At 75.9% G+C, this 25,505-nt stretch carries 15 protein-coding genes; 2 read left to right on the forward strand and 13 right to left on the reverse strand.

The genetic code is table 11. The annotated features are described in order from the left end of the window. Positions 1-423: 423 nt before the first annotated feature. Entirely contained in the window at positions 424-1,359 is a 936-nt protein-coding gene (locus tag ACZ7C5_RS35615; protein ID WP_470324257.1) for an alpha/beta hydrolase, read from the reverse strand. Between the two features lie 527 nt (positions 1,360-1,886). Here ACZ7C5_RS35615 and ACZ7C5_RS35620 point away from each other — a divergent pair. Continuing rightward, positions 1,887-2,267 carry a peptidase inhibitor family I36 protein gene (locus tag ACZ7C5_RS35620; RefSeq protein WP_401085320.1) on the forward strand — a complete coding sequence of 127 codons (381 nt, stop codon included), beginning with the start codon at positions 1,887-1,889 and terminating at the stop codon, positions 2,265-2,267. An 84-nt stretch (positions 2,268-2,351) separates the two neighbouring features. Here the strand turns inward: ACZ7C5_RS35620 and ACZ7C5_RS35625 are convergent, their stop codons facing one another. The 3 genes from ACZ7C5_RS35625 to ACZ7C5_RS35635 all read right to left on the reverse strand — a co-directional run bounded on the left by ACZ7C5_RS35625 (position 2,352) and on the right by ACZ7C5_RS35635 (position 9,615). Continuing rightward, the gene (locus ACZ7C5_RS35625; protein WP_401085323.1) at positions 2,352-3,338 is read right to left on the reverse strand and encodes an ABC transporter ATP-binding protein; all 987 of its coding nucleotides are present in this window, start codon (positions 3,336-3,338) and stop codon (positions 2,352-2,354) included. Next, positions 3,335-6,160 carry a hypothetical protein gene (locus ACZ7C5_RS35630; protein ID WP_470324258.1) on the reverse strand — a complete coding sequence of 942 codons (2,826 nt, stop codon included), beginning with the start codon at positions 6,158-6,160 and terminating at the stop codon, positions 3,335-3,337. Before ACZ7C5_RS35630 ends, ACZ7C5_RS35625 begins: the two co-directional genes overlap by 4 nt. Positions 6,161-6,255: 95 nt before the next feature. Continuing rightward, positions 6,256-9,615 (reverse strand): FtsX-like permease family protein, encoded by a 3,360-nt coding sequence (locus ACZ7C5_RS35635; protein WP_470324259.1) that lies wholly within the window; start codon positions 9,613-9,615, stop codon positions 6,256-6,258. 240 nt (positions 9,616-9,855) lie between these two features. On the opposite strand from ACZ7C5_RS35635, the gene ACZ7C5_RS35640 reads away from it, so the two are divergent. Continuing rightward, positions 9,856-12,084 (forward strand): HAD-IIB family hydrolase, encoded by a 2,229-nt coding sequence (locus ACZ7C5_RS35640; RefSeq protein ID WP_470324260.1) that lies wholly within the window; start codon positions 9,856-9,858, stop codon positions 12,082-12,084. Between the two features lie 46 nt (positions 12,085-12,130). Here the strand turns inward: ACZ7C5_RS35640 and ACZ7C5_RS35645 are convergent, their stop codons facing one another. The 9 genes from ACZ7C5_RS35645 to ACZ7C5_RS35685 form a co-directional block, all read right to left on the reverse strand. Then, positions 12,131-12,724 carry a hypothetical protein gene (locus ACZ7C5_RS35645; protein WP_470324261.1) on the reverse strand — a complete coding sequence of 198 codons (594 nt, stop codon included), beginning with the start codon at positions 12,722-12,724 and terminating at the stop codon, positions 12,131-12,133. Then, positions 12,721-14,070 (reverse strand): hypothetical protein, encoded by a 1,350-nt coding sequence (locus tag ACZ7C5_RS35650; RefSeq protein ID WP_470324262.1) that lies wholly within the window; start codon positions 14,068-14,070, stop codon positions 12,721-12,723. The genes ACZ7C5_RS35645 and ACZ7C5_RS35650 overlap by 4 nt, the downstream gene beginning before the upstream one ends. A gap of 43 nt (positions 14,071-14,113) precedes the next feature. After that, on the reverse strand, positions 14,114-14,926 hold the full coding sequence (locus ACZ7C5_RS35655; RefSeq protein ID WP_401085338.1) for an ATP-binding cassette domain-containing protein: 813 nt from the start codon (positions 14,924-14,926) through the stop codon (positions 14,114-14,116). A 116-nt stretch (positions 14,927-15,042) separates the two neighbouring features. After that, positions 15,043-15,879 carry a zf-HC2 domain-containing protein gene (locus ACZ7C5_RS35660; RefSeq protein ID WP_401085341.1) on the reverse strand — a complete coding sequence of 279 codons (837 nt, stop codon included), beginning with the start codon at positions 15,877-15,879 and terminating at the stop codon, positions 15,043-15,045. Next, the gene (locus ACZ7C5_RS35665) at positions 15,876-16,406 is read right to left on the reverse strand and encodes an RNA polymerase sigma factor (RefSeq protein WP_401085344.1); all 531 of its coding nucleotides are present in this window, start codon (positions 16,404-16,406) and stop codon (positions 15,876-15,878) included. Before ACZ7C5_RS35665 ends, ACZ7C5_RS35660 begins: the two co-directional genes overlap by 4 nt. A gap of 154 nt (positions 16,407-16,560) precedes the next feature. Then, positions 16,561-18,621: a phosphocholine-specific phospholipase C gene (locus ACZ7C5_RS35670; protein ID WP_470324263.1), complete on the reverse strand. Its 2,061-nt coding sequence runs from the start codon at positions 18,619-18,621 to the stop codon at positions 16,561-16,563. A gap of 171 nt (positions 18,622-18,792) precedes the next feature. Next, positions 18,793-20,016, reverse strand: coding sequence for a TIGR02679 family protein (locus tag ACZ7C5_RS35675; RefSeq protein WP_401085350.1), 1,224 nt, complete (start codon positions 20,014-20,016; stop codon positions 18,793-18,795). Next, complete coding sequence (locus ACZ7C5_RS35680; RefSeq protein ID WP_470324264.1) at positions 20,013-24,176, reverse strand: TIGR02680 family protein; 4,164 nt, start codon at positions 24,174-24,176, stop codon at positions 20,013-20,015. The genes ACZ7C5_RS35675 and ACZ7C5_RS35680 overlap by 4 nt, the downstream gene beginning before the upstream one ends. A gap of 16 nt (positions 24,177-24,192) precedes the next feature. Beyond that, positions 24,193-25,434 (reverse strand): TIGR02678 family protein, encoded by a 1,242-nt coding sequence (locus tag ACZ7C5_RS35685; protein ID WP_470324265.1) that lies wholly within the window; start codon positions 25,432-25,434, stop codon positions 24,193-24,195. Positions 25,435-25,505: the final 71 nt, after the last annotated feature.

Consider the following 25,505-nt stretch of genomic DNA (forward strand, 5'->3'; position numbering starts at 1 on the left):
CTTCCTTCGGACTGCCTTCCAGCAGACCCTCCGGGCTTCGTTCTTTCGTGTTCCCAGCCTATCAGACGCTTTCCGCTCCGTTTACCGGGGCTTTTCGCTTCCGACTTGCCGGTGTCTTCCAGCGCTTGGCGCCCTGTCTGACGTTTCAAACTCTAGCCGGTCACCGCTTCGGAAAGCGAATCCGACTGCAATCCGATAAAACGAACACACCGAATACAGACCGGGCCGCACCTGCACATGACAGGACCGCCTCGGCCCGAGCCGGGAAGTGTGGGTTCCAGAGGATTGGCCGCCCCGGGACCGTCCGCGCTGACGCGTGTCCGGTGCTCCCATGTCGAGCGACTGGGAGACAGTACTCCCCCTCGGGCCCCGGGACAAATGCCCAGCGTGAACGGCGCCGGCTCCCGAATCGGGGCGACCACGTCAGGGGCGACCACATCGGGGCCGGGTGGCGCCGGTCACGGCCGGGTGGCGGGGCAGTCGGCGTCCCGGGCCGGGAAGGTAGTGGTCGACAGCGGCGTCCACGCAGGCGTCGCGGGGCGCGAACAGACCCGCGTAGGCGGTGTGGTGGAAGGCGCCCCGGAGCGTCACCAGGCGGGAGCCGGTCAGGGCGCGGTGGGCGGAGAGCTGGCCGGGGTAGGTGGCGGCCGGGTCGCCGTCGGCGCCGACCAGCAGGACCGGCACCGCGTTGCGCACCCGGGTGGGCGGTTCGGCGGGCTGGGCGGGCCAGAAGGTGCAGGGCGTGAGGTTGCGGGTGAGCGGGCCGAACAGCGGCTCGTCGGTGCGGTGGGCCTGGACGTCGCGGTAGTAGGCGAGCGGATCCCGCGAGGCCGCGCGGTCCGCGCACATGATCGCGTTCTGCACGGCGGCGGCACCGCCCGTGTCGGGGGCCTCCAGGCCGGTCAGCACGGCCTCCAGCGGCGCGGTCGGGGCTGCCGTGCGGCCCTCGGCGGCGTCGAGCAGGACGCGCACCAGGTGGGCGAACTCGGTGTAGACGGCGGTGTCGTCGCCGGCCGACACCGTCCACAGCACCTGCGGCAGGGCACGGGCGAGCATGCTGTCGAGGCCGGGGCCGAGCCGGTTGTCGCCGGCGGAGGAACAGTCGTGGTAGGCGCGCCACTCGTTCGGGTTCCACCAGGAGCAGACGTCGATCTCGATGGCGTTGGCGCCGTGGTTGATCGCGGCGTCCACGCCGTCCAGGGTGTCGACCCGGTGGGCGATGGCGTAGACCGGGTGCCGGGTGTCCGCGGCGGCGGCCGGGGTGGTGCCGAGCGCGGTGACGCCGGTGATCGTGCACAGGGCCGCCGCCAGCGCCGGCAGCGTCCGGACGCGGGCGCCGTGCCGGTGGTGAGTCGTCAAGGGGTGTTCCCTCTCGTCGGTGTTCCGGTTGTCCGTGGTCAGGCAATCGATATCACCAACTGTGCGTTGACGTACGGCCAATGGGCGATAAACGGGGCCCCGCACCGACCTGCGTCCGTCCGGTGTCCGTCCGGTGTCCGACCCGCATCCGATCGGGTGCGACCGGATCCGGCGGGTGAACACCGGTGCGATCGCCGCCGAAACGCCAGGCGCGGCCCTCTGTCATCGAACGGACTGTCGCTCCGGGCGACCCCAGGCGCCCCACCAGGACCACCGTTCCGGCCCGGTCACGTCATTCGAATCCCCGCGCGAACCCCGAACGGGGCCCGGCATTCCTCGGAATCCCTCCAAGCCGTGGATCCGGCACCTGTTTCCGCCATTTCTTCGCATACGCAGCTATCCGCCGCCATCGCGGGTAATCCTGAGCTGCCCGCCGAGTGAAGGTGCCGACGGGGCCGGAGCACCGGCAAGCGCCCCGCTCCTCCCCCGGCCCGTTCGCCCGGCCGTGTCCGACCGAAGGAGACGTCATGGCCATCGTCCGCAGGGTGCTGCTCACGGCCGCGGTCCTCACCGCCACCGTGCTCGTCGCCCCCTCCTCCTCCGCCCAGCCCCTCACCCCCTCGGCCTCCCGCGCCGCCGGCGGCGACCTCGCCCGCAACCCGAGCTTCCACGCCTTCACCGGCACCCACTTCACGGGCGCCGACACCTGGTTCTCCAACACCCAGGGGCAGTGCACGTACGTCGGCGACAACTGGAACGACAAGATCCGCTCCGCCCGTACCGAGGGCGGCGACCGGGTGGAGCTGTGGGACAACTTCGACTGCACCGGAGGGTCGATCACCATCGACGCCTCGGGCTACAGCAGCATCGGCGGCTGGGTCAGCGCCTACCGCGCCTACCTCGGGTAGCGGCTCCCCGGCCGCACCGGGCCGGCCCAGCACCGGGCCCGCCCGGCGGCGGAGGAGTGCGCGGCGAGGCCGGGGCGCACCGGCTCAGCCGGCGCTCTCCTCCTCCCGGCCGCCCGCCGGCGGGCGGTCCCGGTCGGGCCACACCGTGATGTGGTCGCGTTCCAGGACCAGCCGCACGCGGTCCGCCAGGCCCAGCGACTCGGTGAACTCGCGCGGCAGCTGGAGCCGGCCGACCCGGTCCAGCACGGTGTACTCCTCGGCGGCGGTGGCGCCCTCCGCGCCCGTGGCGGCGGTGCGGCGCAACACCTCGGTGGAGGTCCGCCCGTCGCGGATCCGCACCGTACGCCGGACCTGGTCGGCCACCAGGGCGTCATGGGTGACGATCAGCACGGTGGTGCCCAGTTCGCTGTTGGCGGTGCGCAGCGCGGCGAAGACCTCCTCCGAGGTTGCGGTGTCCAGTTCGCCGGTGGGCTCGTCGGCGAGCAGCAGCCGGGGCCGGTTGGACAGGGCGACGGCGATGGCGACCCGCTGCTGTTCGCCGCCGGAGAGCGCGGCCGGGGTGCGGTCGGCGGCGTGGGCGATGCCCATCAGGTCGAGCAGCTCCAGCGCCCGGGCGGCGCGCTCGCGGCGCGGCACGCCGGTGTAGCCCATCGGCAGCTGCACGTTCTCGCGGGCCGTCAGGTAGGGCAGCAGGTTGCTCGCGGTCTGCTGCTGGATCACCCCGACCGTCCGGCGCCGGTAGGCGGTGCGCTCGCGGCGCTTGAGTGCGCCCAGGTCGGTGCCGTCCACCACGGCGGTGCCGGCGCTGGGGGTGTCCTGGCCGGCCAGGATGCCGAGCAGGGTGGACTTGCCGGATCCCGAGGCGCCGACCAGGGCGAGCAGTTCGCCCTCCCGTACGGTCAGGTCGAGCCCCTGGAGGGCCTGCACCTCGACTCCGCCGCGGGCGACCGCGCCGGTGCGGTAGATCCGTACCAGGCTCTCGCAGGCCACCATCGGCCGGCCGGTCGCGGCTCCGGCCCCGGTCGCCGTCGCGGTCCCCGCCGCAGGTCGTTCGGTCGGACGGTCGGTCACAACGCCTCCCCCAGTCGTAGCACGGCGCCCAGGCCGCGGCGGCGGCTGATCGCCGCCTCCAGTGCGGCGGCCGCCGACACCAGCACGGCCACCGCGAGGCCGAGCCCCACGGTGATCGTCCAGTCGATGTGTGTGGCGGGCTCGAACGGCCCACCGGTGAGTGCCCTCAGCCGCAGGGCGGGGCCGAGCGCGCCGGGCAGCAGCAGGCCCAGCGCGGTGCCACCGGCCGCCGCGGCCAGCAGCACCGGCAGCAGTTGCAGCACCTGAAGTCCGAACACCGCGCGGCTGCCGGTGCCCAGGGTCCGCAGGTACGAGGAGGTGCGGGCCCGTTCGGTCGCGCTGAGCAGCAGGTCGAGGGCGAACGCGCCGAGCGCGAGCAGCAGGCCGATCCCGGTGGTGACCTGGAAGGCGAGCCCGACCGAGCGGACCAGTCCGTCGCCGCGCAGCAGGTCGAGCTCGGTGGCCGGGTCGCGGAACTCCACCGAGCCCCAGGTGTCGCCGCCGGGGGCGAGCTGCGCCGCGGCGCCGGCCCGCACCGCGGCCGGATCCAGCGGCGGGCCGCCGGCCGCCGGGTAGAACAGGACGGCGGACGCGTGGCGGTTCTGCGCGGGCAGTTGCTGCCCGGACCGGCCGCCGAGCAGGAGCAGCGGCCCGCTGCGCGGCCCGCTGCCGAGCACCGGCCCGAGCACCGGGTCGCGCAGTGCCTCCTCGGGCAGGGCGCCGACGACGCGGACCAGGCTGCGGCCGACACCCGGCGCGGAGACCTCGAAGGTGGCGTCGGGGAAGCGGGCGGCGAGGTCCGGGTCGGCCAGCGCGGTGAGCACCGGGATGCTGCCGCCCTCGCCGGTCCGCTCGACCGGCGCGTCCGCCCCGTCTGCGGCCAGGAGTGCGCGGGCGACCGGGGAGGACGGCTCGGCGGCGCCCAGTGCGGCGGCGTCCAGCCCGACCAGTTGGGCCCCGGGGATGCTGGTGCCGTCCTCCTGCGCGGTGATCTCCGCGGTCACGCCGTTGACGGTCACCCGGTGGCCGACGGTGGGGATCTTCGACAGGTCGCCGGACAGCCGGTCGCGCGGGCCGACCAGGGCGGCCGCCGCCCCGCCGGTGCGCCACTCGGCGGTCTGCGCGCGGCTGTCCGCGACGGTGCGGGTGACCATCCCGCCGAACACCCCGTACCCCGTGGCCAGCACCAGCACCAGCAGGGCGAGTGCGGCCGCGCCGCTGTGCGCACCAGCCCGGGCGAGCGCCACCAGCGGGACCAGACCGCGCGAGCGACGTGCCCAGTGGGTGGCCCGGAGCAGCACCGGCGGCAGCAGACGGAGCAGGAGCAGCACCGTGACCACCGCCAACAGCACGGGTGTCAGGGAGAGTTGGAGGTCGATGCCGGAGCCGGCGAAGGTCCCGCGGGTCCGCAGGGCGAACAGTCCGGCCCCGGTCAGCAGCAGCACCAGGGCTTCCAGGACGATCCGGCGGGTGCGCCGCACCGGGCGGGCCCGACCGGCCGAGGCGAGCAGCACCGCGGCCGGCGCGCACCAGACCAGCACCCCGGCGACCAGCACCGGCACCGGCGATCCCAGGCCGGCGCCCGGTGGCGTGAGCGCCCACCCGAGCACCCACCCCAGCGCCATGCCGGCACCGACGGCCACCGCGGCCTCCGCCAGCAGGCGGCCCGCGATCCCGGACAACCGGGCGCCGCGGGAGAGCTGGAGCGCGAAGGCGCCGGCCCGGCGGCGGGCACCGAGCCGCGCCGCGGCGACGGCGGTGGCCACCACGATGGCGAGCAGTCCGGCGAGCGCGAAGCCCTGGAGCTGTTCGGTGCGCCCGCGCTGGGCGGCGAACGCCTCCAGCTCCGGGGTGAGACGGTCGGTGACGGTGACCCCGGCCACCATGTGGTCGAGCAGCGTGCAGTCCTTCACCACCTGTTCCCCGCACAGCCGGTCCAGGCCGGTGGACCGCAGCCCGGCCAGTCCGGAGCGCAGTTCGGCGAGCCCCGCCGGGGTGGCGGCCGGGCCGGTGCGGTCGACCGTCACCGGCAGGTCCCAGGACACGTGGAGCGGCGCCTCGTCGGTCGTCTGCTCGATCCCGCCCGCGCTGGTCAGCAGCTGGGCGTACAGCTCGGCGCCGGTCAGCCCCTGCACGACCCAGGGCTCGACCAGCATCGGGAACCGCTGCCAGAGCGGGCGGGCGCCGTGGTCGGTGCGGAAGACCCCGACCAGGACCATCGGGGCACTCCACCCCTTGCTCTTCAGCTCGAACCGCTGCCCGAGCGCCAGGCCGACCTTGTTCATGACCGCTTCGGAGGCCGCGACCTCGATCGGCGCCCGCTCCGCGGACGGGTCCTTCGACGGCGGCGGCTGGTCCGGCGCCCGGCCCCGGACGTACTCGACCGGGCCGCTGGAGGCGTCGGGCCGGGCGTGGACCAGGCTGATCCCCGGCGCCCCGCTGTACGCGGTGGTCACCCCCGGCCCCATCGCGCCCGCGAGCTCGGTGGACACCCTGACCTGCGGCGTGCCGAGGGTGGCGGCCAGCGGCGGGGTGACGGTGCCGCGCAGCGTGGCGCCGATCCGGTCCAGGCCGCGGTCGAGCGCACCGGGAGGCGAGGTCCCCAGCCAGATCGCCTTCCTGGTGGTGGTGTCGACCGAGAGCAGCGCTCCGGGCTCCTGCGCGGCGGCCACCCGGTCGGCGAACGAGCCGGCCGCCAGCCGGTCGAACCGCGGCGGCCAGCTCAGCGGGATCGCCGTGAGCAGCACGGCGAGCAGCACGAGCACGGCCGCGACCGGCCAGGCGATCCGCGCCTCGCGCCGGATCAGGCGCAGTGTCAGCATGTGGGGCTCCCCCCGTCGGAAGGTCCGTCCTCGCGTGGCGTCCGGTACGGGGCCGTGCCCCGTCGGGCCATTCCCCGTAGGGCCGTCCGCCCGGCTCATCCGTCCTCCCCCGCGCGCAGGGCCCGGACCAGGTCCACCCGGGCCAGCAGCCGGGTGAGGACCAGCACGGCCAGGGCCAGCAGCAGGCCGCTCGCCAGCGCCGTGAGCGCGGCGGCGGGCCGGCCGGGGGCGTCGTCCAGGGCCGGGAAGAGCGGCGCCGCGCTGTCGTCCAGCACGGTGAACGGCAGCAGCAGGGCCGCCAGCAGCAGCCCCAGCAGGGCGCCGAGCAGGACGGGCGGCGCAATCACCGCCAGCTGTTCGGCGCGCAGCAGCCTGGTCAGTTCGCCGCGTCGCACGCCCAGGGCGCGCAGCACCGCGAACTCGCGTTGCCTGGTCCTGGCCGCGCTCACCGTGTGCAGGACCAGGGCGGTCACCGCGAAGAACGGTGCGGTGACCACGACCAGCAGCCAGGCACCGCGCAGTCCGGTCCGGAACGGGTCGTCCGCCAGGGCCACGGCGACCTGCGTGGCGCTCTCCGCCCGGCCGAACTCGCCGTGCCCGTCGACGGCGGCCCTGGTGGCCGCCGGGTCGCTGCTCGCCAGCCACCAGCCGGCCACGGCGGGCGGCGCCATCCCGGCCGCGGCGCGGGTCTGGACGAGGGTGCGCAGGTCCAGCAGGAGATGCCCCGGAGTCTTGCCGTAGCCCGGCAGGGCGGCGATCTCCCCGGTGATCCGGACCCGCTGGGTGCTCTTCCCGTCGCGCTCCCAGTCGATCCGCAGGGTGTCGCCGACCTTGGCGTTCACCGCGTCGAGCAGTGCGCGGTCGGCGACCGCGGGGAGCACCGGGGACGGCCGTCCGCCGGTCGTGCCTCCGGGTCCGGCCTCGGACACCACCGCGAAGGACAGGTCGGCGCCGCTCCCGTCCGGTCGCTCGGGCTCCTGGGAGGACAGCACCGCGTGCAGCAGCGCGGAGCCGCCGCTCTCCCAGGAGCAGGCCCCGGAGTCGTCGGAGATCTGGACCTCCCGGGTGGGCGCGGTGCCGGGGCAGCGGAGCTCGACCGGCTTGGGGAGGACCGTGCCGGCGGGGGACCACTGCCGGCCCGGCGGGAGCGCGAGAGCGGTCCGCTGCCCGCCGGTGACGGCGGCGATGCCCGACACCCGCAGGTCGACGGTGGTGCGGGCGGCCAGCCGGGCGGGGAACCGGACGTCGAGCCCGGTGAGCGTCAGCGGGAGGGCGCGCCGGTCGCTGCCGGGGAGGTCCAGGGTCACGGTGTGCGGGCCGCCGTCGGCCGGCAGCGGGGCGGTGACCTGGTCGGCCAGCCCGCGGGAGTCCTGGAACCGGAGGCTCAGACGCAGTCCGGGGGCGGGGACGGGCAGGTCGGCGGTGGCCTGGACGGTCACCTCCAGGGCGGTCGGCCCGCCCGGCACCGGGAGCCCCTGGACGGGTACGGAGGTCAGTGCGGCCAGCAGCTCGGAGGCCGGGCGGTCGGCCTGGTCCCGGCGCAGGGCGGGCAGCTGCCCGGTGGCCATGGCGCCCGTGGTGTCGAGGGCGACGGTCCTGACCACCGTGCTGCCCACGAAGGCGGTCTGCTCGGCCACCGGGGTCAGACCGGTCACTCCCGGCAGGGCGGCCAGCGCGGCCTGCCGTTCGGGCGGGGCGCCGGGCACCCCGGACAGCCGCAGGTCGGCGCCGACGGTCTGGGCCGCGCGAGCGCGGTCGTTGGCCGGCAGCGCGGTCAGCACCCCGGCGGCCAGGCTGCCGCAGGCCACCGCCAGCAGCGTCGCCAGGACGGGGACGGTCTGGCGGCCGGTGTCACGGCTCAGCCGCCAGGCGCCCAGCGGCAGGACCAGTCCGCGGGCCCGCCCGGCCGACCGCTCCAGCAGCCGCCCGACCAGCGGGAGCAGCCGCAGCAGCAGCACCGCTCCGGCCACCGCCATCGCCGCCGGGGCGAGCACCAGCACCGGATCGATCCCGGCGTCGAACCCGGAGCCCGCACCCGTCGCCACCAGGCCCTGGTAGTGCCGCAGTTGGAGGAAGGCGAGGGCCGCCACCACGAGCAGCGCCAGGTCCGCGCCGGCCCGCTGCAGCCCCAGCCGGCGGCCGCTGCGCGCGCGCAGGGCCCGCCGGGCGCCCGGGTCCAGCGCCTGCCGGGCGAGCGGCAGCAACAGCGCCGCGCCGTGCACCACCAGCGCGAACCCTGCGGTCCACCAGGCCGTCCGGCCGGCGTCCGCGGCCAGCCCTTGCGCCTCGGAGCCGCTCACCCCGACGCCGCGCAGCACGGCGGCCAGCAGCGGTTCGGCCAGCAGCAGTCCGCCGATCGCGGCCGGCACCGCGACCGGCGCCCACTGGCCGGCCGCCGCCGCGAGCAGTCGCAGCGATCCGGCCCCCCGGGAGCGCTGGAGGGCCTGCTCGCCGGCGACCGCGTCGGACAGCCGGCGGGCCGTCAGTATCAGGACCACGGAGGCGAGTACGGCGAGCAGGGCGAGCGGTACGGCGATTCCGGCCCTGGCCGCCAGGGCCGCCGTCGCCTGGTTGTCGACCGCGGCGGGGAAGCCGCTGCGCACCACGGTGTCGGTCAGCGCCGGAGGGGCGCCGCGGTAGACGGTGCGGGCGGTGTCCCCGCGGACGAAGACGGCCACCCGGTCGCGCAGCGCGGTGAGTTGGGGCAGGCTCAACCCGCCGGTGTCGGGCAGGGCCAGCCACACGGCCCGGGCGACGGCACCGAACGAGGGCAGCGCGGTCAGCTGCCCGCCGTCGACGAGCAGCAGGGGGCGGGTCGCGCCGTCGGGGCCGCCGAGGCCGGTCCAGAGCGCGACGGCCGCCGGGTCGGGCCGGTAGACGCCGGTGACGGTGAGGGTGACCGGGGCGCCGGTGGCGGGGCCGGGGATGACGGCGGTGCTGCCGACGTCCAGGCCGAGCCGGTCGGCGGCGGCTTCGGGGAGCGCGACGCGCAGCCCGTCACCGGGAGGTGGGGCGGCCGGGGCGGTCGGGGCGGCCGGCCAGCTGCCGTTGCGCAGCCGGGCGTAGCGGCCCGGGTCCGGCAGGCCGATCGGGAGCACGGAGAGCACCGTCTCGGTCGGCCGCCGGCGCATGGCGGGCGGCAGCGGCAGGTCCACGGTGACGGAGCCGCTCAGTGCCGTCTCGGTACGGAACGGGGCGCCCCCCATCGTCCGGGCCAGCGAGGCTCGCACCGCCCGGTCGGCCGCGGGCAGGTCCTTCGCCGTCCAGTGCGCGGACACCTCGACCGACCGCCCGGCATCGGCCGCGAGCCGCTGGCGCACCCCCGAGGCGGCGGCGGACTCGGCCAGCCCGGCCACCGCGGACAGCACCGCCGTCGCCACCAGGATGCTCGCGGCCACGGCCGCCAGCACCAGCCCGTGTCTCCCGAACCGGCGCCGGATACCCGCCAGTATCATCCACTGCTCCCCTCGCCGGCCTCCGGAGCGGAGGGGCACGCGCCACGAGACCCCGCCCGGTACAGAGTTGAGGTTCTATCACAGCAACCCCACATATGGTCTGTACCAATTCCTCAACCGGTCAGACGGCCCGGCGGCCCGCCCGGGTTCAACCCGTTCCCCGCCCGTCCGCACCGGGGGCGGATATCAGCGCGAGGTGAACACTTCACCACGGGGCGTGAGGGTGTTAGCGTCCCTCGGATGTCGAGGATTCTGGTCACCGATCTGGACGGCACCCTGCTCGGCGGCACCCGGGACGACCGGCGCAGGCTGCGGGACGCCCTGGCCCACCACCCCGAGGTGACACCGGTCTTCGCCACCGGACGCTCGCCGGCCTCCGTCCGGGAGGTCCTCCGCGATCCGCTCGTCCCCCGGCCACGCTGGATCATCGCCGACGTCGGCGCCACCGTCGTCGACGGCACCGACTTCACCACCGTGGACCCGGTACAGGAACACCTGCGGGCGGGCTGGCCCGGGCAGGAGCGGGTACGCGCCGCGCTGCGCAGCTTCCCCGGGCTCGACTACCAGCACGGCGTCGTCCAGGACGGCCGCTGCTCCTACCACCTCGCCCCCGACCGGCTCACCGGCGAACTCACCGCGGCCGTCGAGGCCCTCGGCTGCGCCTGGGTGTACTCGGCGGACCGCTACTTCGACGTGCTGCCGCCGGGGGCCTCCAAGGGCAGTGCCGTACGGGCCCTGGCCGCGAAGCTGGGCTGGCGGCCCGAGGACATCCTGGTCGCCGGGGACTCGCTCAACGACCTCTCGCTGTTCCGGCTCGGCGTGCACGCCGTGGTCGTCGGCGGGGCCGAACCCGCGCTGCTCACCGCCCTCGCCGGGGACCCCCTCGTCCACCGGCCGGGCCCGGCCGGCGCGGCCGGCATCCACGCGGCGCTCCTGGACCTCGGCTGGGTCTCCCCCGAACCCGAGGCCGCCTCCGCCGCCGCCCAACGCCCCGCCGCCCAACGCCCCGCCGCCGAAGGCCCCGCCGCCGAAGGCCCCGCGCGCCGGCACTCCCTCGTGGTGGCCTACCACCGCCCGCCGCTGCACTGGAACGGCGCGAGCTGGCAGCCGCCCGGCAGCCCCAACGGCATCCTGCCCACCCTGACCAGCGCCTTCGCCGACGGCCTGCCGGGCGTCTGGGTCACCGCGCTGACCGGCCGCGACCGGACGGCGGCCCTCCCGCCACCCACCTCGCTGCCGCTGTCCCCCGTACCGCTGGACACGGCCACCTGGCGCGGCTACTTCCACGGCGCCTGCAAGGAGACCCTCTGGCCGGTCCTGATGTCCGAACCGGGCAGGTCGGTCCTCGACGAGCGGACCTGGGCCGACTACCGCACCGTCAACGCGCGCTTCGCCCGGCACATCGCCGCCCAGGCCGCCCCGGGCGCCACCGTCTGGCTCCACGACTACAACCTCTGGCTGGTCCCCGGCCTGTTACGCCGCCTCCGGCCCGACCTCGGGACCGGGATCTTCCACCACACCCCCTTCCCCGCACCGGACGTCTTCGCCACCCTCCCGGTCGCCGCCGAACTGCGCGGCTCACTGGCGTGCCTCGACTGGGCGGGCTTCCACACCGAGGAGTTCGCCGGGAACTTCCGCGGGGCCCTGGCCGGTCTGCCCGATCCGCCGCGCACCGGGGTCCACCCGCTCGGGATCGACCGGCCGGCCGTCGAGCGGCTCGCCCGCCTCCGCACACCGCGCCGTGCTCCGGCCGGCGTCCGCGTGGTGCTCTCCGTCGAACGCCTCGACTACGCCAAGGCCCCGGTCCAGAAGGTCGAGGCCGTCGACCGTCTGCTCTCCCGCCGCCCCGGACTGCTCGGCCGGATCGTCTTCCGGCTGGTCTGCGCGCCCCCCGAGCCCGGCATCACCGCGTACGACACCACCCGCCGCCACCTCGAACAGCGCGTCGCCGATGTCAACACCCGCTGGCAGCGGGGAACTTGGCGGCCGGTGGACTACCTGCCCCATGGCCTGCCCCCGGCCCGGGTCGTCGACGAGTACCTGGCGGCGGACGTGCTCTGGGTGACCTCCCTCCAGGACGGGATGAACCTGACCGCCAAGGAGTACGTCGCCGCCCGGGCCGCCCTCCAGGACCGGGACGCCGCGCCGGGCGTCCTGGTGCTCTCCCGCCACACCGGCGCCGCCGCCGAACTCGGCGAGGCCGCCCTGCTCACCGACCCCCGCTCGCCCGAGGACCTCACGGCCGTCCTGGCCCGTGCCCTCGACCTCGCGCCCGCCGAACGCCGGGCGCGCATGGAGCGGCTCTCCGAACTCCTCGGCCGGGAACGGCCCGGGGACTGGGCCGCCCGGATCGTCCGCGCCATCCGCGGCTGCTCCGCCCCGGTCCCACCGCCGGTGACGCCACCGGTGACGCCACCGATGACACCCCGATCGGGCCGCCCGTCCCCCGTCGCCGCGCGGCGCCCGTGAGCCGGAGCCGCCGCCATCCGGGGCCCGGCCAGGGCCCCGCGCCTGCTCACCGGCGGCTGCCGCGCAGGGTGTAGGCGGCGGTGCCCAGCACGGTCAGGCCCACGGCCACCGCCGTCGAGGTGTCGGTGCGGGGCTCCTGGACCATCCAGGTCATCGCCTGCTCGACGAGGGAGGGCCGGGCCCCCACCGCCAGCATGAGCAGGCCCCAGCCGACGGGCGGGACCCACGCGGCCTGCGCCCCGAGCAGCACCGCCGCGAGTCCGGTCAGCCCGGTGAGCGCCGGCACGGCCAGGACGAGGGTGGCGAAGGGCACCGCGTGGGCCGGCCGGCCGACGGCCAGGTGCACGGCGGCGAGCAGGCCGAGCAGGACAGCGCCGGGCAGCGTCACGTGCAGCGCGCGGACCAGCCGCCAGCGGACCGGCGTGCCGCGCTCCAGTTCCTCGTCCGGGCCCGCCAGGGTGCGGGCGACGGCGGCGACGCCCAGCACCGCGGCGACCAGACCGACCATCCGCGCGGCGCCCGGATCGTCCAGCCGGTACCCGGCCCAGGTGAGCGCGGCGGCGACCAGGAAGACCAGCAGGGCGGCCGGGACCGCCCGGCTCCGCAGGTGCAGCACCAGGCCGCGCAGTCCCGGCGTCATCGGCCGGCCTCCTCACCCGTGACGGCTTCGCCCGTACCGGCGTCACCGGTCACGGCGGCGAGCGGATCCCCGCAGGCCAGCCCGGCCTTCCGGGCCTCCCCGATCCTCTGCCTGCGCTCCTCGGCGGGCAGCGCGCGCAGGGTGTCGAGGGCCGCGCGGGCGACGGGACTCAGCCTGTCCGCGGGAGTGTCCAGGAACAGGACGGTGACCGCTTTGGAGGCGTCGGACGCACGCGCCCGTGCCCGCTCCCCGAGGGGGCAGTCGCGGTCGCCGAGGGCGTTCTGGGCCAACAGGTCGAGGACCGTGGCGGGCTCCCACCGGATGCCGCCCTGCTGGGTCCGGTACGGGAGTTCGATCCGCACCGTACCGGGGTCCCCGGCGCCGCCCGCCGCCCGGCCGTCGTCGATCATCCAGCTCACCGGATCCTCCTGCACCCGGGTCGGGCCGCCGGGCACCCCGGCGAAGGCGTCCAGCACCCTGCGGGCGGGCGGCAGCAGGTCGTGCAGTGCGGCGCGGTGCACCCTGGTGACGCAGACCCGGCCGTCCTCCGCCGCGCAGACCATCTCGGTGGCCCGCGGCTCGGGGACGATCGCACCCGACGGCGCGACCAGGGAGCCGAGCGCCAGCCCGGCCACGGCCGGCGCCGCGGCCAGCACCCGGGCCCGCGTGGTCGCCGCGACGGCCAGCAGCACACCGCTCAGCCCGAGGGCGGCGAACCAGACGGCCTGGCCCGCGGACAGCGAGGGCAGCACCCGGTGGAAGTCGTCCGTCACCGGCAGCATCGGCAGCACCGTGTCCACCAGACGGTTCGCCGGCCGCCCGTCCCTGACCTGGCTGACCGCCAGGACCAGGAACAGCAGGACCGCCCCCAGCGGCGCCGCGACCGGCGCCGGAGCGACCCGTCCGATCCCCAGCCCGAGCAGGGCGACGGCGACGACGACGAGCAGCCCCACCGCGAGGCCCAGCGGCCACTGGCCGTCGCTGAACGTCGCGTTCCCGGAGACGATCGCCGCGGCCCACCCGACGATCGCCGCCACCGCGAGCACCGCCGCGCCGGCCGTCACCGCGAAGGCCGGCAGCAGCCGCACCGGGCCCGGCCGCGGCGTGGCGGCGAACAGCTCGGAGACCGCGCTGCGCCGCTCCCGCCCGCCGTGCCAGATCGCGGCGGCCAGCACCAGCGGCAGGACGACCCAGGCGGTCGACCGCAGCGAGTGGACCAGGGACGTCCAACTGGCCGCCCACTGCTGGACGTCCATCCAGAGGAAGACCCGGGTCAGGGCGGCCAGCGCCAGGAACAGCGCCGGGGCGACGGAGCGCTTCGTCTCCAGGCGCACCATGCGGAACATTCACAGTCTCCAGGGGTAGAGGGGTGGTCGGGTGGTGACGGCCCTACTTCGGGCCGCCGGCCTTCGCTTCGCGGTGCCGGCGCAGGATCGCGGAGTAGCCGCGCTCGATGTCGCTGTCGCCCGGGTCGGCGTCGGTGCCCGCGCCGCGGAGCCCGTCGACGTGGCCGGCGAAGACCGTGCCGCCCTCGTCGATCAGCACCACGCTGGTGCAGGCCGCGGCGACGTCCTCGACCAGGTGGGTGGAGACCAGGACGCAGGACTGTTCGCCGATGCCGCGCAGCAGCGCGCGGAACTCCATCCGCTGGGCGGGGTCCAGGCCGACCGTGGGCTCGTCCAGCAGCAGGATGTCGGGGTCGTTGACGATCGCCTGGGCGATGCCCGCCCGGCGCAGCATGCCGCCGGAGAGCGAGCCCATCCGGTCGTCGGCCCGGCCGGTCAGGTCGACCCGGTCGATGGCGTGCTGCACCGCGTCGGCCGCCCGGTGCCCGGGCACCTCCTTGAGCCAGGCCATGTACTCGACGAACTCCCTTACGGTGAACCGCCGGTAGTGCCCGAACGCCTGCGGCAGGTAGCCCAGCCGGCGGCGCAGCGCGCGCAGCTCGCCCCGGCCGCGGCGGGCGCCGCCCAGGAGCTCCAGCTCGCCGCCGTGCGGGGTCAGGACGGTGGCGAGGGTACGGATCAGAGTGGTCTTGCCCGCCCCGTTGGGTCCGAGCAGGCCGTGCACGCCGGTGCCCAGGTCCAGGTCGATCCCGTCGACCGCGCGGCGGCGGCCACGCCGGACGGTCAGGCCGCGGGCCCTGATGTGGTGGGCGTAGCGGGTGGGCGCGATCTCGCTCGCGATGCCGGTGACGGGCATGGTCGTTTCTCCTCGCGGTGCGGGTGAAGGATGCGGCTGAAGTACGGGGGTGCGGGTGAAGGATGCGGGTGCGTGGTGGGGCGGGTGGCCTGCCGTGACGGCGGGCCACCCGGCGGTCAGCCCCGGCGCGCGCGGGCCTCACGGGGATGCAGGTAGGCGTTGCGGCACAGGACGACGGCGGCGCCCAGGAGCGCCACCGCGACCGCCCACCCGGGGGCGGCCGAGTCCCGCAGGTAGGAGGGGACGGTCCGGCCGTCCGTCGCGGGGACGACCACCAACGCGGCCCATCCGGCGCCGAGCGCGCTCGCCGCGCGCTGGATGCCCACCCTGCTGCCGAGCGCCAGGGCGGCGCAGGTCAGGGCGAGGGCCGGCAGCAGGACCAGCGCGGGCGCGGTGCCGGTGATCGCGCCGCCGGCCGCCAGCGCCGGGACCACCAGGGTCAGCACCGCCACGGTCCTTCGCAGCAGCAGGCCGAGCCCCGCCCGCGGCGTCGTCGCGATCAGCTCGTGCGCCGGATCGGCGTGCGGGCCCCAGCTCAGGGCCACCCCCAGCAGCGGCATCGCCGGGGCCAGCAGCAACAGGACCGGGGAGTCGCCCCCGCCGGCCGCCGACAGCACCAGGGCGCCGAGCACGACGAGCAGCAGCGCGCAGACCCACGGTCCGAACGCCGGGGCCGCCCACCGGGCCAGCTCCCGCCGCACCCGCCGCCACCGGCGGCGGCGCACCGGCGACAGCGGCACCGCCCGCGCCAGGCGCTCGCGCACCTGCTCCACCAGTGCGGTGTCCGCCGGGCTGTGGGCCAGGGACGCCCTGGCCAGCTCGGCCCGGCAGTCGGCGCACCGCTCCAGGTGCGCCTCCACCGCCCACAGCTCACCGGCGGTCGGGGCGGGGCCCGGGGCGTCTTCCCCCCGCACGTAGCTCACCAGCAGCGGACGCGGGACGTGGGCAGTCATGACAGGGCCTTTCGCAGGTCGAGGCGGGCCCGGCGGGCACGGGTCTTGACCGTCCCCTCGGGGATCTTCAGCAGCGCCGCGGTCTCCCTGACCGTCAGCCCGTCGAGCACCATCGCGGTCAGCACCTGGTGCAGCTCGGGGGCGAGCCGGTCCAGGGCCGCCCCGACGTCGCCTCCCACCGCGGCCTCCAGCACCTCGTGCTCGGCCGAGGGCGCCGGCCCTGGGGCGACCGACCGGGGCGGCGGCGCGCCGTGCCGGCCACGTGTCCGGAAGGCGTCCACCAGCCGGCGGGCGGCGATCGTCCACAGCCACCCGCCCGCCTCCTCGCCGCGCATGCTGTCGGCGAACGACCCGGCCGCCCGCCACACCGCCAGGTACGTCTCCTGGAGCACCTCGGCGACGATCTCGTCGTCCGCGCACCGCCGGCGCAGCCGCGCCGTCAGCCAGGGGGCGCTGCGCCGGTACAGCTCGTCGAAGGCCGCGGTGTCCCCGCGGGCGATGCGCCGGACCAGCCGCGCATCGGTCATCAAGGCCGGTGAACGTTTCACGTCCTGGTCTTACGGCGCTCCGGGCCGCCCGGTTTTCCCGCGGACCGTGATCCCCGTCACACGCCGCCGCCCCGGGCCTGCGGGACCCGGGGCGGCGGCGTGCGGAAGCGTGTGGCGTCGTGCGGAGGTGGCGTCAGGAGGTGGCGATGCCCGGGTCGGAGAGGCCGGGGGCGCCGGTCTCGACGTGGCCGGCGAGGCGGCGCACGAAGTCCGCGGTCCCGCCCGAGGTGACGGTCACGTCGTACCACCGGCGGCAGGCACTCAGGTCGACGGTGCACGTGACGGTCGCGCCACGGCGGACGGCAACGGTCTGCGGGGCGCCGCCGTAGGCGTTGGCGAGGGTGAGCACGGCGTCCGCGGTGCCCGGGTTGGTGAGGGTGAGGGCGAGGTTGCCGGTGGTCGCGTCGTGCCGCGCGGTGACCTCGGGCCCGGCCGCCTTGCCGGGGCTGCGGAAGCGGCGCAGGAAGCCGTTCGGGCCGTACACGGTCAGGTCCGTGACGCCCTGGGAGTACGTGGTGTTCCAGGCGTCCGCGATCGTCCTGCCCGCCTCCGTGGTGTACGTCCACGGGCCGTCGGTGCGGTTGGCCGAGGTCACCAGGAACTGGGCGCCCGCCGCCGCGCCCGCGCTGAAGGTGAGGCGGTACTTGCCCGTGGCGGTGTCGGCCGCACCGTCCACGTACGGCGCGTACGCCAGCGGGCGGGTGGGCCGCGCGCCCGGCTCCTGCTTCGGCATGGCGCCGGCGGCGGGCGGGGTGGGCACGTAGTCCGGGTGCCGGTCGCGGTCCGGCGGGAGGTAGCCGGCCGTGGAGGGGAGCGCCGCCGGGGTCGCGTTCGACGCGGTGAAGTCGAAGGCGGAGGTCAGGTCGCCGCAGACGGCGCGCCGCCAGGGCGAGATGTTGGGCTCCCGGACGCCGAAGCGGCGCTCCATGAAGCGGATGACCGAGGTGTGGTCGAAGGTCTCCGAGCAGCTGTAGCCGCCGGTGCTCCAGGGCGAGACGACCAGCATCGGCACCCGCTGGCCCAGCCCGTACGGTCCGGCCGCGTAGCCGATGCCACCGGCGTACTGCTCGGCGGTGGTCGCCACCGTCGACAGCCCCTGCGCGGCGGAGGAGGGCGGGAACGGCGGCACCACGTGGTCGAAGAAGCCGTCGTTCTCGTCGTAGGTGACGAACAGCGCGGTCCTGGCCCACACGGCGGGGTTGGCGGTGAGCGCGTCCAGCACCTGCGAGACGTACCAGGCGCCGTAGTTGGCGGGCCAGTTGGGGTGCTCGGTGAAGGCCTCGGGGGCGGCGATCCAGGAGATCCGCGGCAGCGTGCCGGCCTGGACGTCGCGCCGCAGGTGGTCGAACAGGCCGTCGCCCGCCTTGGCGTTGGTGCCGGTGCGGGCCTTGTCGTACAGCGGGTCACCGGGCTTGGCGTTGCGGTAGTTGTCGAAGTAGAGCAGCGAGTTGTCGCCGTAGTTGCCGCGGTACGCGTCGCCGATCCAGCCCCAGGAACCGGCCGCGTCGAGGCCGTCGCCGACGTCCTGGTAGATCTTCCAGGAGATCCCGGCCTTCTCCAGCCGCTCGGGGTAGGTCGTCCAGGTGTAGCCGGCCTCCTGGTTGCCGAGGACCGGGCCGTTGCCGGTGACGCCGTTGCCGGTGCAGCCCGACCACAGGTAGTAGCGGTTCGGGTCGGTGGAGCCGATGAACGAGCAGTGGTAGGCGTCGCAGACGGTGAACGCGTCGGCGAGCGCGTAGTGGAAGGGGATGTCGTCGCGGGTCAGGTAGGCCATCGTGGTGGCCGTCTTGGCGGGGACCCACTGGTCGTACCTGCCGCCGTTGAAGGCCCGGTGGCCGCCGGCCCAGTCGTGGTTGAGGTCCTGGACGAACTGCATCCCGAGATCCCTGACCTGGGGCCGGAACGGCAGCACCTCCCGCTTGAGGCCGTCCGTCTGGTACCACACCGGCCTGCCGCTCGGCAGGGTCACCGGACGGGGGTCGCCGAAGCCGCGGACGCCCTTCAGCGCGCCGAAGTAGTGGTCGAACGAACGGTTCTCCTGCATCAGCACGACGATGTGCTCGACGTCCTGGATGGTGCCGGTGCCGCCCAGCGGGGCGATGGCGGCGGCTCGCGCGATGCTCTGCGACAGCGACGGGAACGCGGCGGTGGCGCCCGCGAGTTGGAGGAAGCGGCGACGGTTCGGCTCTGCCATGGGTGGATGACCTCGACATGTCATGAGGGTGGAGGACGGCGCCCCCAGGACAGCGCGTGCGGGGTACCGCCCGGCGGACCGTTCATGACTGCCCGCCGTACGGCGGACGAACGCATCGAGTTGTACGGACAGGATCGATCCGCCCTGCCGTCCCCCCGCCGGGCACGGCTGTCATCGTCCGACCGTCGCCAGGTCGTCCAGCAGGGCGTCCGCGGTCACTTCCTCGACCACGGCGGTGCGCAGTTCGGCCATCGCGTCGACGAGGGCCGGGTCCCACGGTGCGGGCGTGAGGCGCCCCGGGTCGGGGCCCGAACGGACCAGCGCCGCGGCGCGGCGGTAGTCCTGCGCCGCCATCCGCCAGGGGACGGCTCCGGTCTTGGCCATGACGTGGGCGGCGATCCGGATGCCCTCGCCGTCGAAGTCCCCGTGGTGGTGCAGGGAGGCCCCGGCTCCGGCGAGCAGGCGCAGCAGGTGGATCACGGCGGTGTTGGGCCAGCCCGAGGTGCAGACCAGCGGTGGACAGTTCCGGCCGAAGCGGCGCAGGGCCAGGGCGAGCACGCTGGGGTTCTCGGCGATGTGCACCGGCCCCGCGGGCACGGCGAGTCCGCCGGGAGAGCGGAGTTGGGCCAGGGTGAGGCTGACGGGGTGACCGGCCTCGGCGCAGATCCGGGAGACCCCGGCGACCGGGCCGTCCCCGCCGAGGCGCAGACCGACGGCGAGCACGGTGGCGGAGAGCTGGTCGTCGGCCACCCCGGCCCGGCTCCAGAGCGCGCGCCTGGCCTCGGCGCCGTCCGGCACGCCGGTGCCGTACAGCACCGCCAGGGCGCGCAGGACGAGGCCGGACAGCCGGGTCCCGTCGTCGAGGGCGTGGGAGTCCCCGTCGAGGTGCCGGGCGGCGATGACCGGGAGCGGTTCCCCGCCCGCGGGGAGGGCCGCCAGCACCGTCAGGGCGGCGGACAGCAGGTCGCGGGTCCGCTCGGGCGAGCCGTCGGCCAGTCCGTTGGCCCGCAGGTGGGCGACCCATTCCAGGAGGACGGGCTGGGCGGTGACCACGTCGTGGCCGGCCAGCCACCCCCACAGGGCGTCGCGTTGCCCGGTCCTGCGCTCGCGCTCGGCGGCCCGGTCGGGGATCGGGCCGAGGATCGCCGCCACCACCTCCCGGACCGGTCCCCCGCAGGCGTCCACCACGGCGGTCTCCAGTCCGCCGAGGTGGATCGTCGGCTGGACGCCGGGGAGCCGGTCGAGTCCGAGGAGGTCGGCCAGGGCCTCCCGGCCGGCGTCGTCGAGCGGCCCGGAGCGCACCCGGCTGACGGGGCGGCCGGTCGACAGGCGGTCGTGGACGGCCGCCCAGAGGGGGCGGAGCTCGGGGAGGTCGAGGGGGTGGCGGTCCGTCATGCCGGTCCGTCCGGGCCGGCCTCGTCCGCGCCGGGGCCGGCCTCATCCGGGTCGGCCCCGTCCGGGTCCGCCTCGTCGGGCAGCAGGTCGGTGCCCGTCCAGGTGAAGCGGGCGCTGGTGACGGCGTCGTCGCCGTCGCCGCCGGTGATCAGCTGGTGGACGGCGATGCCGGAGAGCTCCCGGTAGGTGCACCACTCGTGGTCCGAGGTGAGCACCAGGTCGAGGTCGAGCGCCGCGAGGAGGGCGAAGACCTGCCCGCGGTTGACGGTGTCGACGCCGACGAAGACCTCGTCGAGCAGGATCAGCCGCGGGGACTCCGGCACCGCCTCGTAGTGGGCGGCCACCGCGGCGAACAGCGGCAGGTGGAGCGCGATGGCCTTCTCCCCGCCCGAGAGCGCGCCGTGGAGCTTCTTGGTGAGCAGTTGCCAGCCGGCGCCGTTGGCGCGGTCCAGCTTGACGACGAACTGGTGCCAGGCCGTGTAGTCGAGGACCTCGGCGAGCTGCTCCTCCCACGTGGCGGCGGTGTTGCGGGTCTTGGCCTCCTCGATGCGGCCCCGGAAGAAGGCGTGCAGGGCCTCGCGGTCGGCCTCGGTGATCCTGGCCGGGTCCTTGAGCAGCAGTTCCCGGGCCGTCCTGGTGCCGGCGGGCAGGTCCGGGTGGATCTGCCACACCAGCCGGACGGCCACCCGCGAGGCGGTGCGGACCCGTTCGAGGTGGCCGTTCATCCGCTCGACGAGCTCACCGGCCTGGCGGATGCGGGAGGCGAGGTGGCGGCGGGTGTCGCCGGTGAGGGTCCGGTCGAAGAGTCCGCGTTCGGCGGCGGTGATGTCGTCCTGGCTGCGGTCGCGGTCGCCGGTGAGGATGGCGAGGAGGCTCGTCGCACCGACCCGGATGCCGTCGACGGTGGCGGTGAGGACGTGGATGTCCTCCTCGGCCTCCAGTTCGAGGTCGGCGCGGCTGCTGAGGCTCTGGCGGGCGCGGTGGACGGCTTCGGAGAGGCGGTTCAGGGAGTCGCCGAGGTTCCTGGTGCCGTGCGGCAGTCCCGGCCAGGTGGCGGCGGTCTCGCGGGCCGCTTCGAGGGTGGCGCGGGTACCGTCCGCGGCGGTGAGGGTGAGACCGAGGCCCGCGTCCTCGGGGAATCCGAGCACGCACAGGCGCCGGAAGCCACGGGCGGCCTCGTTGCGGGCCGCCACGGCCTCGTCGCGCCGGCCCGCGTCCTGGGCCGTGACGGCGCTCAGCGCGCCGATCCGGCCCTCCAGCGCGATGAGTGCCCGGGTGCCGGCGTCGATCTCACGGCGGGTCCGGTCGAGCGACGTCCGCAGGTCGCCGATCCTGGCGGCCACCTGGCGGTAGTCCTCGCCGACGGTGCTCTCGACGGCCTGGAGCGCGGACCGGAGCCCTCGGGCGGCCGCCTCGGCCTCCTCCGCCTCGGCCGCGCTCTCCGCCGCGGCCTCCCCGGCGGCCTCGGCGTGGCCGCGGGCGGTGTCCCAGGCGTGCCGGGCGGCCACCCAGGCGAGGTGGGCGTCCAGCCAGACGTCGGCCTGCTCGCGCAGCCCGTCGACGGCCGTGGCGGTCGCGTCCAGGGCGGCCCGCTCGGTCGGCAGGGCGTGCTCGGCCGACGCGACGGCGAGGGCGCGCAGCGCGGCCGCGACGGCGTCCTCCTGCCGTACGAGCCGCTCGACGGCCTCGCGTACGGTGTCCTCGCGGGCGCCCACCTCGGACTCGGACCGCTCCCAGGCGCGCCTGGCCCGGTCCACCTCCCCGTGGTGCGGCCGGGACAGGAGGTCGGCGCCGAGGCGCGCCCTGCGGTCGGCGAGGCCGCGCAGCCGCGCCTCGAAACCGGTGACGGTGGCGGTGGCCTCGGCCAGTTCGGCGGTGAGGACGGCGATGCGCCGCTGCCTGGCGCGTTCCCTGGCCGCGGCTCCGATGTGGCCGGACTCCGCCTTGGTCCAGGAGCCGACCGCCGTCGCGAGCCGCCAGCTGCCGTCGGCCGCCACCGCCACCGGGTGGCCCGCGGGGAGGGTGGGGCCGTAGGCGACGCCGGCCAGCAGCCGCCGCACCTGACCGGCCGGCACCGGGCCTTCGGGCTCGGGAACCAGGACGTCGAGCAGGGAGCTGCCCGGTGCGGGCGTGGCCGACGCGGGGTCGGCCAGGGTGTCGTGGCCGGGGACCGCGAGGCCGCCGTCGGGGGTCAGCCAGGCGTCCAGCAGGCCGGCCGCTTCCAGGGCCGCCTCGATGCCCGCCTGGTCGGCGGGAGGCACGTCCGGCCGGAACGCCAGCAGCCGCCACAGCGGCGCTCCCGGCAGCACCGACCGGTCGGCCGTGCGGGTGCGCGGGGCGACGGGCTGCAGATCGGTCGCCGCCGCCGTGTCCGCCAGCTCGTCGGCGGTCCGGTCGCGCCGGGCGCGGGCGTCGTCCCGGCCCGCCCGGACGGTCGTCTCCTCGGCGGTGAGGGCGCTCTCCGCCGTACGGGCGGCCGCCTCGACCAGCGCGAGGACGTCCGTCTCGGCGGCGGCCAGGGAGGCGAGTTCCTCGACGTCCTCGATGCGCAGTTCGGTGCAGTCGGCCGCCGCCCACCGGCGCAGCCCGTCGGCGTGGGCGTCGACGGCGGCCTCGTAGGCGCCGGCGTTCCCGTCCCGCCGCGCGGACGCCTCGGCCAGCCGCCCGCGCGCCGTGTCGAGGTGCTGCTCCGCCACCGTCCGGTCCGCGACGGAACGCTCGTGGCGTTCGACGGCGGCACGGACCCCGGCGATCTGGCCGTGCCGCGACACGACCGCACCGCGCAGCAGGCGGCGTGCCCTGCGCCCCTGCTCCCCCACGTCCCCGGACGGATCCGGGGTGGCGCCGAGCACCTCCTGCACCTCGGTGCAGAGGGACTCCATGGCCACGCGCCGCGCCGCGCCCCTGGCATCCTCCCTGGCGACGCGGGTGTGCTCCGCCCGCTGGTCGGAGCGCAGCCGCGCCTCGTCGGCCCGCCCGGCGTCCTCGGCGGCCGCACCGGCCTTCCGGTCGGCGGCGGCGCGCAGCCTGGCGGCGGCCCCGGCGGCCTGCTCGGCCCTGCGGCGGAGCTGGTCGAGTTCCTGGCCCTGCCGGTAGACCTCGGAGCCGAGCAGCCCCTCGATGGCGCCGTCGATCTCCTGGACCCGGTGGCCGAGCTCGTCCTTCGCGCGGGTGCTCGCCTCGCGCTCGCGCAGGGCTCCGGCGTGCTCCTCCTCGCTCTCCCGGGCGACGCGGGTGAGGTTGTCCATCTCGGTGGTCGCGGAGATGAGCGCGGCGGCCCCGGCGCGCAGGACGCGCTGGGCGTAGCCGCGCTGCTGGTGGGCGACGGCGGTGGCCGCGGCCACTTCGTCGTCCAGGGTCTTCAGGTGTTCTCGCTGGCGGTCGAGGCGTTCGAAGCCTTCGGCCAGTTCGGTGATCTCGCCCTGGCCGAGCGGCGGCAGGGCCCGGGAGAGCAGGGCGGACAGCAGCGACGGGTCCAGGCGCTCGGACAGCTTGGGGGTGCGGAGCTGGAGCAGGGCGGTGATCAGGGCGTCGTAGCGCTGCTCGCCCAGTCCGGGAAAGAGCGTGCCACGGACGGTGTTGCGGTAGTCGGCCGACGATCCGTGCAGCTCGCCCCGGCCCTGGAGGGCTTCGGCCAGAGCCGCGCGGGTGAGCGGCTGGCCGGCCTCGTTGACCAGGGCGAGGCCGCCGGGGCGGTCGATCCGCGCGTTGGTGGTGAAGTAGTCGGCGGTGACGCCGGTGGTGTGCACGCTGGCCTGGAGTCTGGCGCCGCAGGTGAACCGGACGGGATCGTCCGCGGCGTCTCCGTCGCCGGCGCTGTCGCCGCCGCGGACGAACTCCAGCCAGACGTAGCCGACCCGGGTCTTGCCCGAGGTGCCCTCGCCCATCAGGTTCCAGTGCATGGTGCGCTCGGAGCCGCCGAAGGTGGACAGCCGGCTGGGGCGCAGGCTGGCGTCGAGCAGGAACGGCAGCAGCACCTCCAGCGCCTTGGACTTTCCGGTGCCGTTCTGCCCCCGCAGGAGCAGCCGGCCCTCGTGGAAGGTGAAGGTCTCGTCGTAGTAGCGCCAGACGTTGAGGATGCCGGCCCTGGAGGGCTGCCACCGCGCCACGGCCCCTGGCGTCCGGAGCGCGGAGGGCCGCGGAAGGTGTGTCACGGTCATCGGAAGTCCTCCCTGGTCAGGTCGTGGGACCGGCGGTCGCAGGGGTCACGGCGGTCGCGGGGGTCACGGTGCTCCGGTACCGGAACGCCGCGGGCCGGGCAACGGTACGGTCGCCGGCCCGGCCGGCCAGGCCGAAGTCGGTGAGGACCCGGACGGCGTCGGCCGTGAGGCGCTGTGCGCCGTCCTCCGACTGGTAGCCCTTCGCCCACTGCGGGAAGCGCCGCAGGAGTCCGTTCGCCTCCACGGTGAGCTGTTCCGGTGTCAGCCCGCCGGGGGCGGCCGTCAGCGGGTCCAGCAGGAGCAGGGCGGCGACACGGGCCGTCGCGGAGTCGTCCGGGAAACGGCTGTCGGTGGCGATCCCGTCCGGGTCTACGAGCAGCAGACCGTCCGCCCGTTCCTCCAGCACGAAACCGCCCTGCTCTGCGGCGCGCCGCACGATCTGGCGCCCGGTCGGGGAGGTGAGGTAGGCCAGTTCGTCGGCGCGGAGCTCGTCGTGGTGGAGGACGGGATCGTCGAGGAGCCGGCGCAGCACCGAGTGCCGCAGTCCGAGGTTGCGCTGCGCGTCGGAGGCGTCGGCGCCGCCGTACCGGCTCTCGCGCACCGTGCCCTCCAGGAGTTCCTCGAAGCGCAACGGTACGTCCTCCGCCGGGACGGCCAGCCGGGACGGGCCGACGGGCGCGGCGAGCAGGCGCATCAGCACGGTGGCGTCCACGCGGTAGAGCACCTTGGCCTCCGCCGAGTCGACGAAGCTCTCGGTGACGCCGTCCACCGTGAGGAGCGCCCCGTAGGCCTCCAGGAGTTTGAGCACGTCCACGAAGGCCATCCGCTCGGACCTGCCCGCCGTGTCGAAGGGCGGCAGCGCCTCGTCGGCGGCACAGGCCTGGACGACCCGGTCGGCGATCAGGCCGACCGTCGTCACCGGGACGGGGAGCAGCTCGGCCGCGACGACGCACAGCAGGGTGTAGCGGCGGCGGTCGAACGGCGCCCTGCCGGACCGCAGCCGCCGGGCGGGGCGCGAGGTGTGGGGCACGGCCCGGATCTTGAACAGCCGCGCGTACCCCAGGCGCGGCTCCACCACCAGCTGCCAGCCGCAGTTGTAGTCGAACCACTTGGTCAGCGGCCCCTGCCGGCGGCGGACCAGCTCGAAGGCGGCCGGGTCGCCGCGCTCGGTGATCAGCGGTCGGCCGAGGAGCAGCCTGACGCCGCGGGCGACGTCCTGCCGCTCGGCCAGGACCAGCTGGTTCGCGAGCGTGCTCATGTGTCCCTCCCGAGGGTGACCGCGCTCCGCCCGCTCATCCGGACCTCTCTGCTCATGCGGACTCCTCTGCT

Source organism: Kitasatospora sp. NPDC036993, from assembly GCF_055607525.1.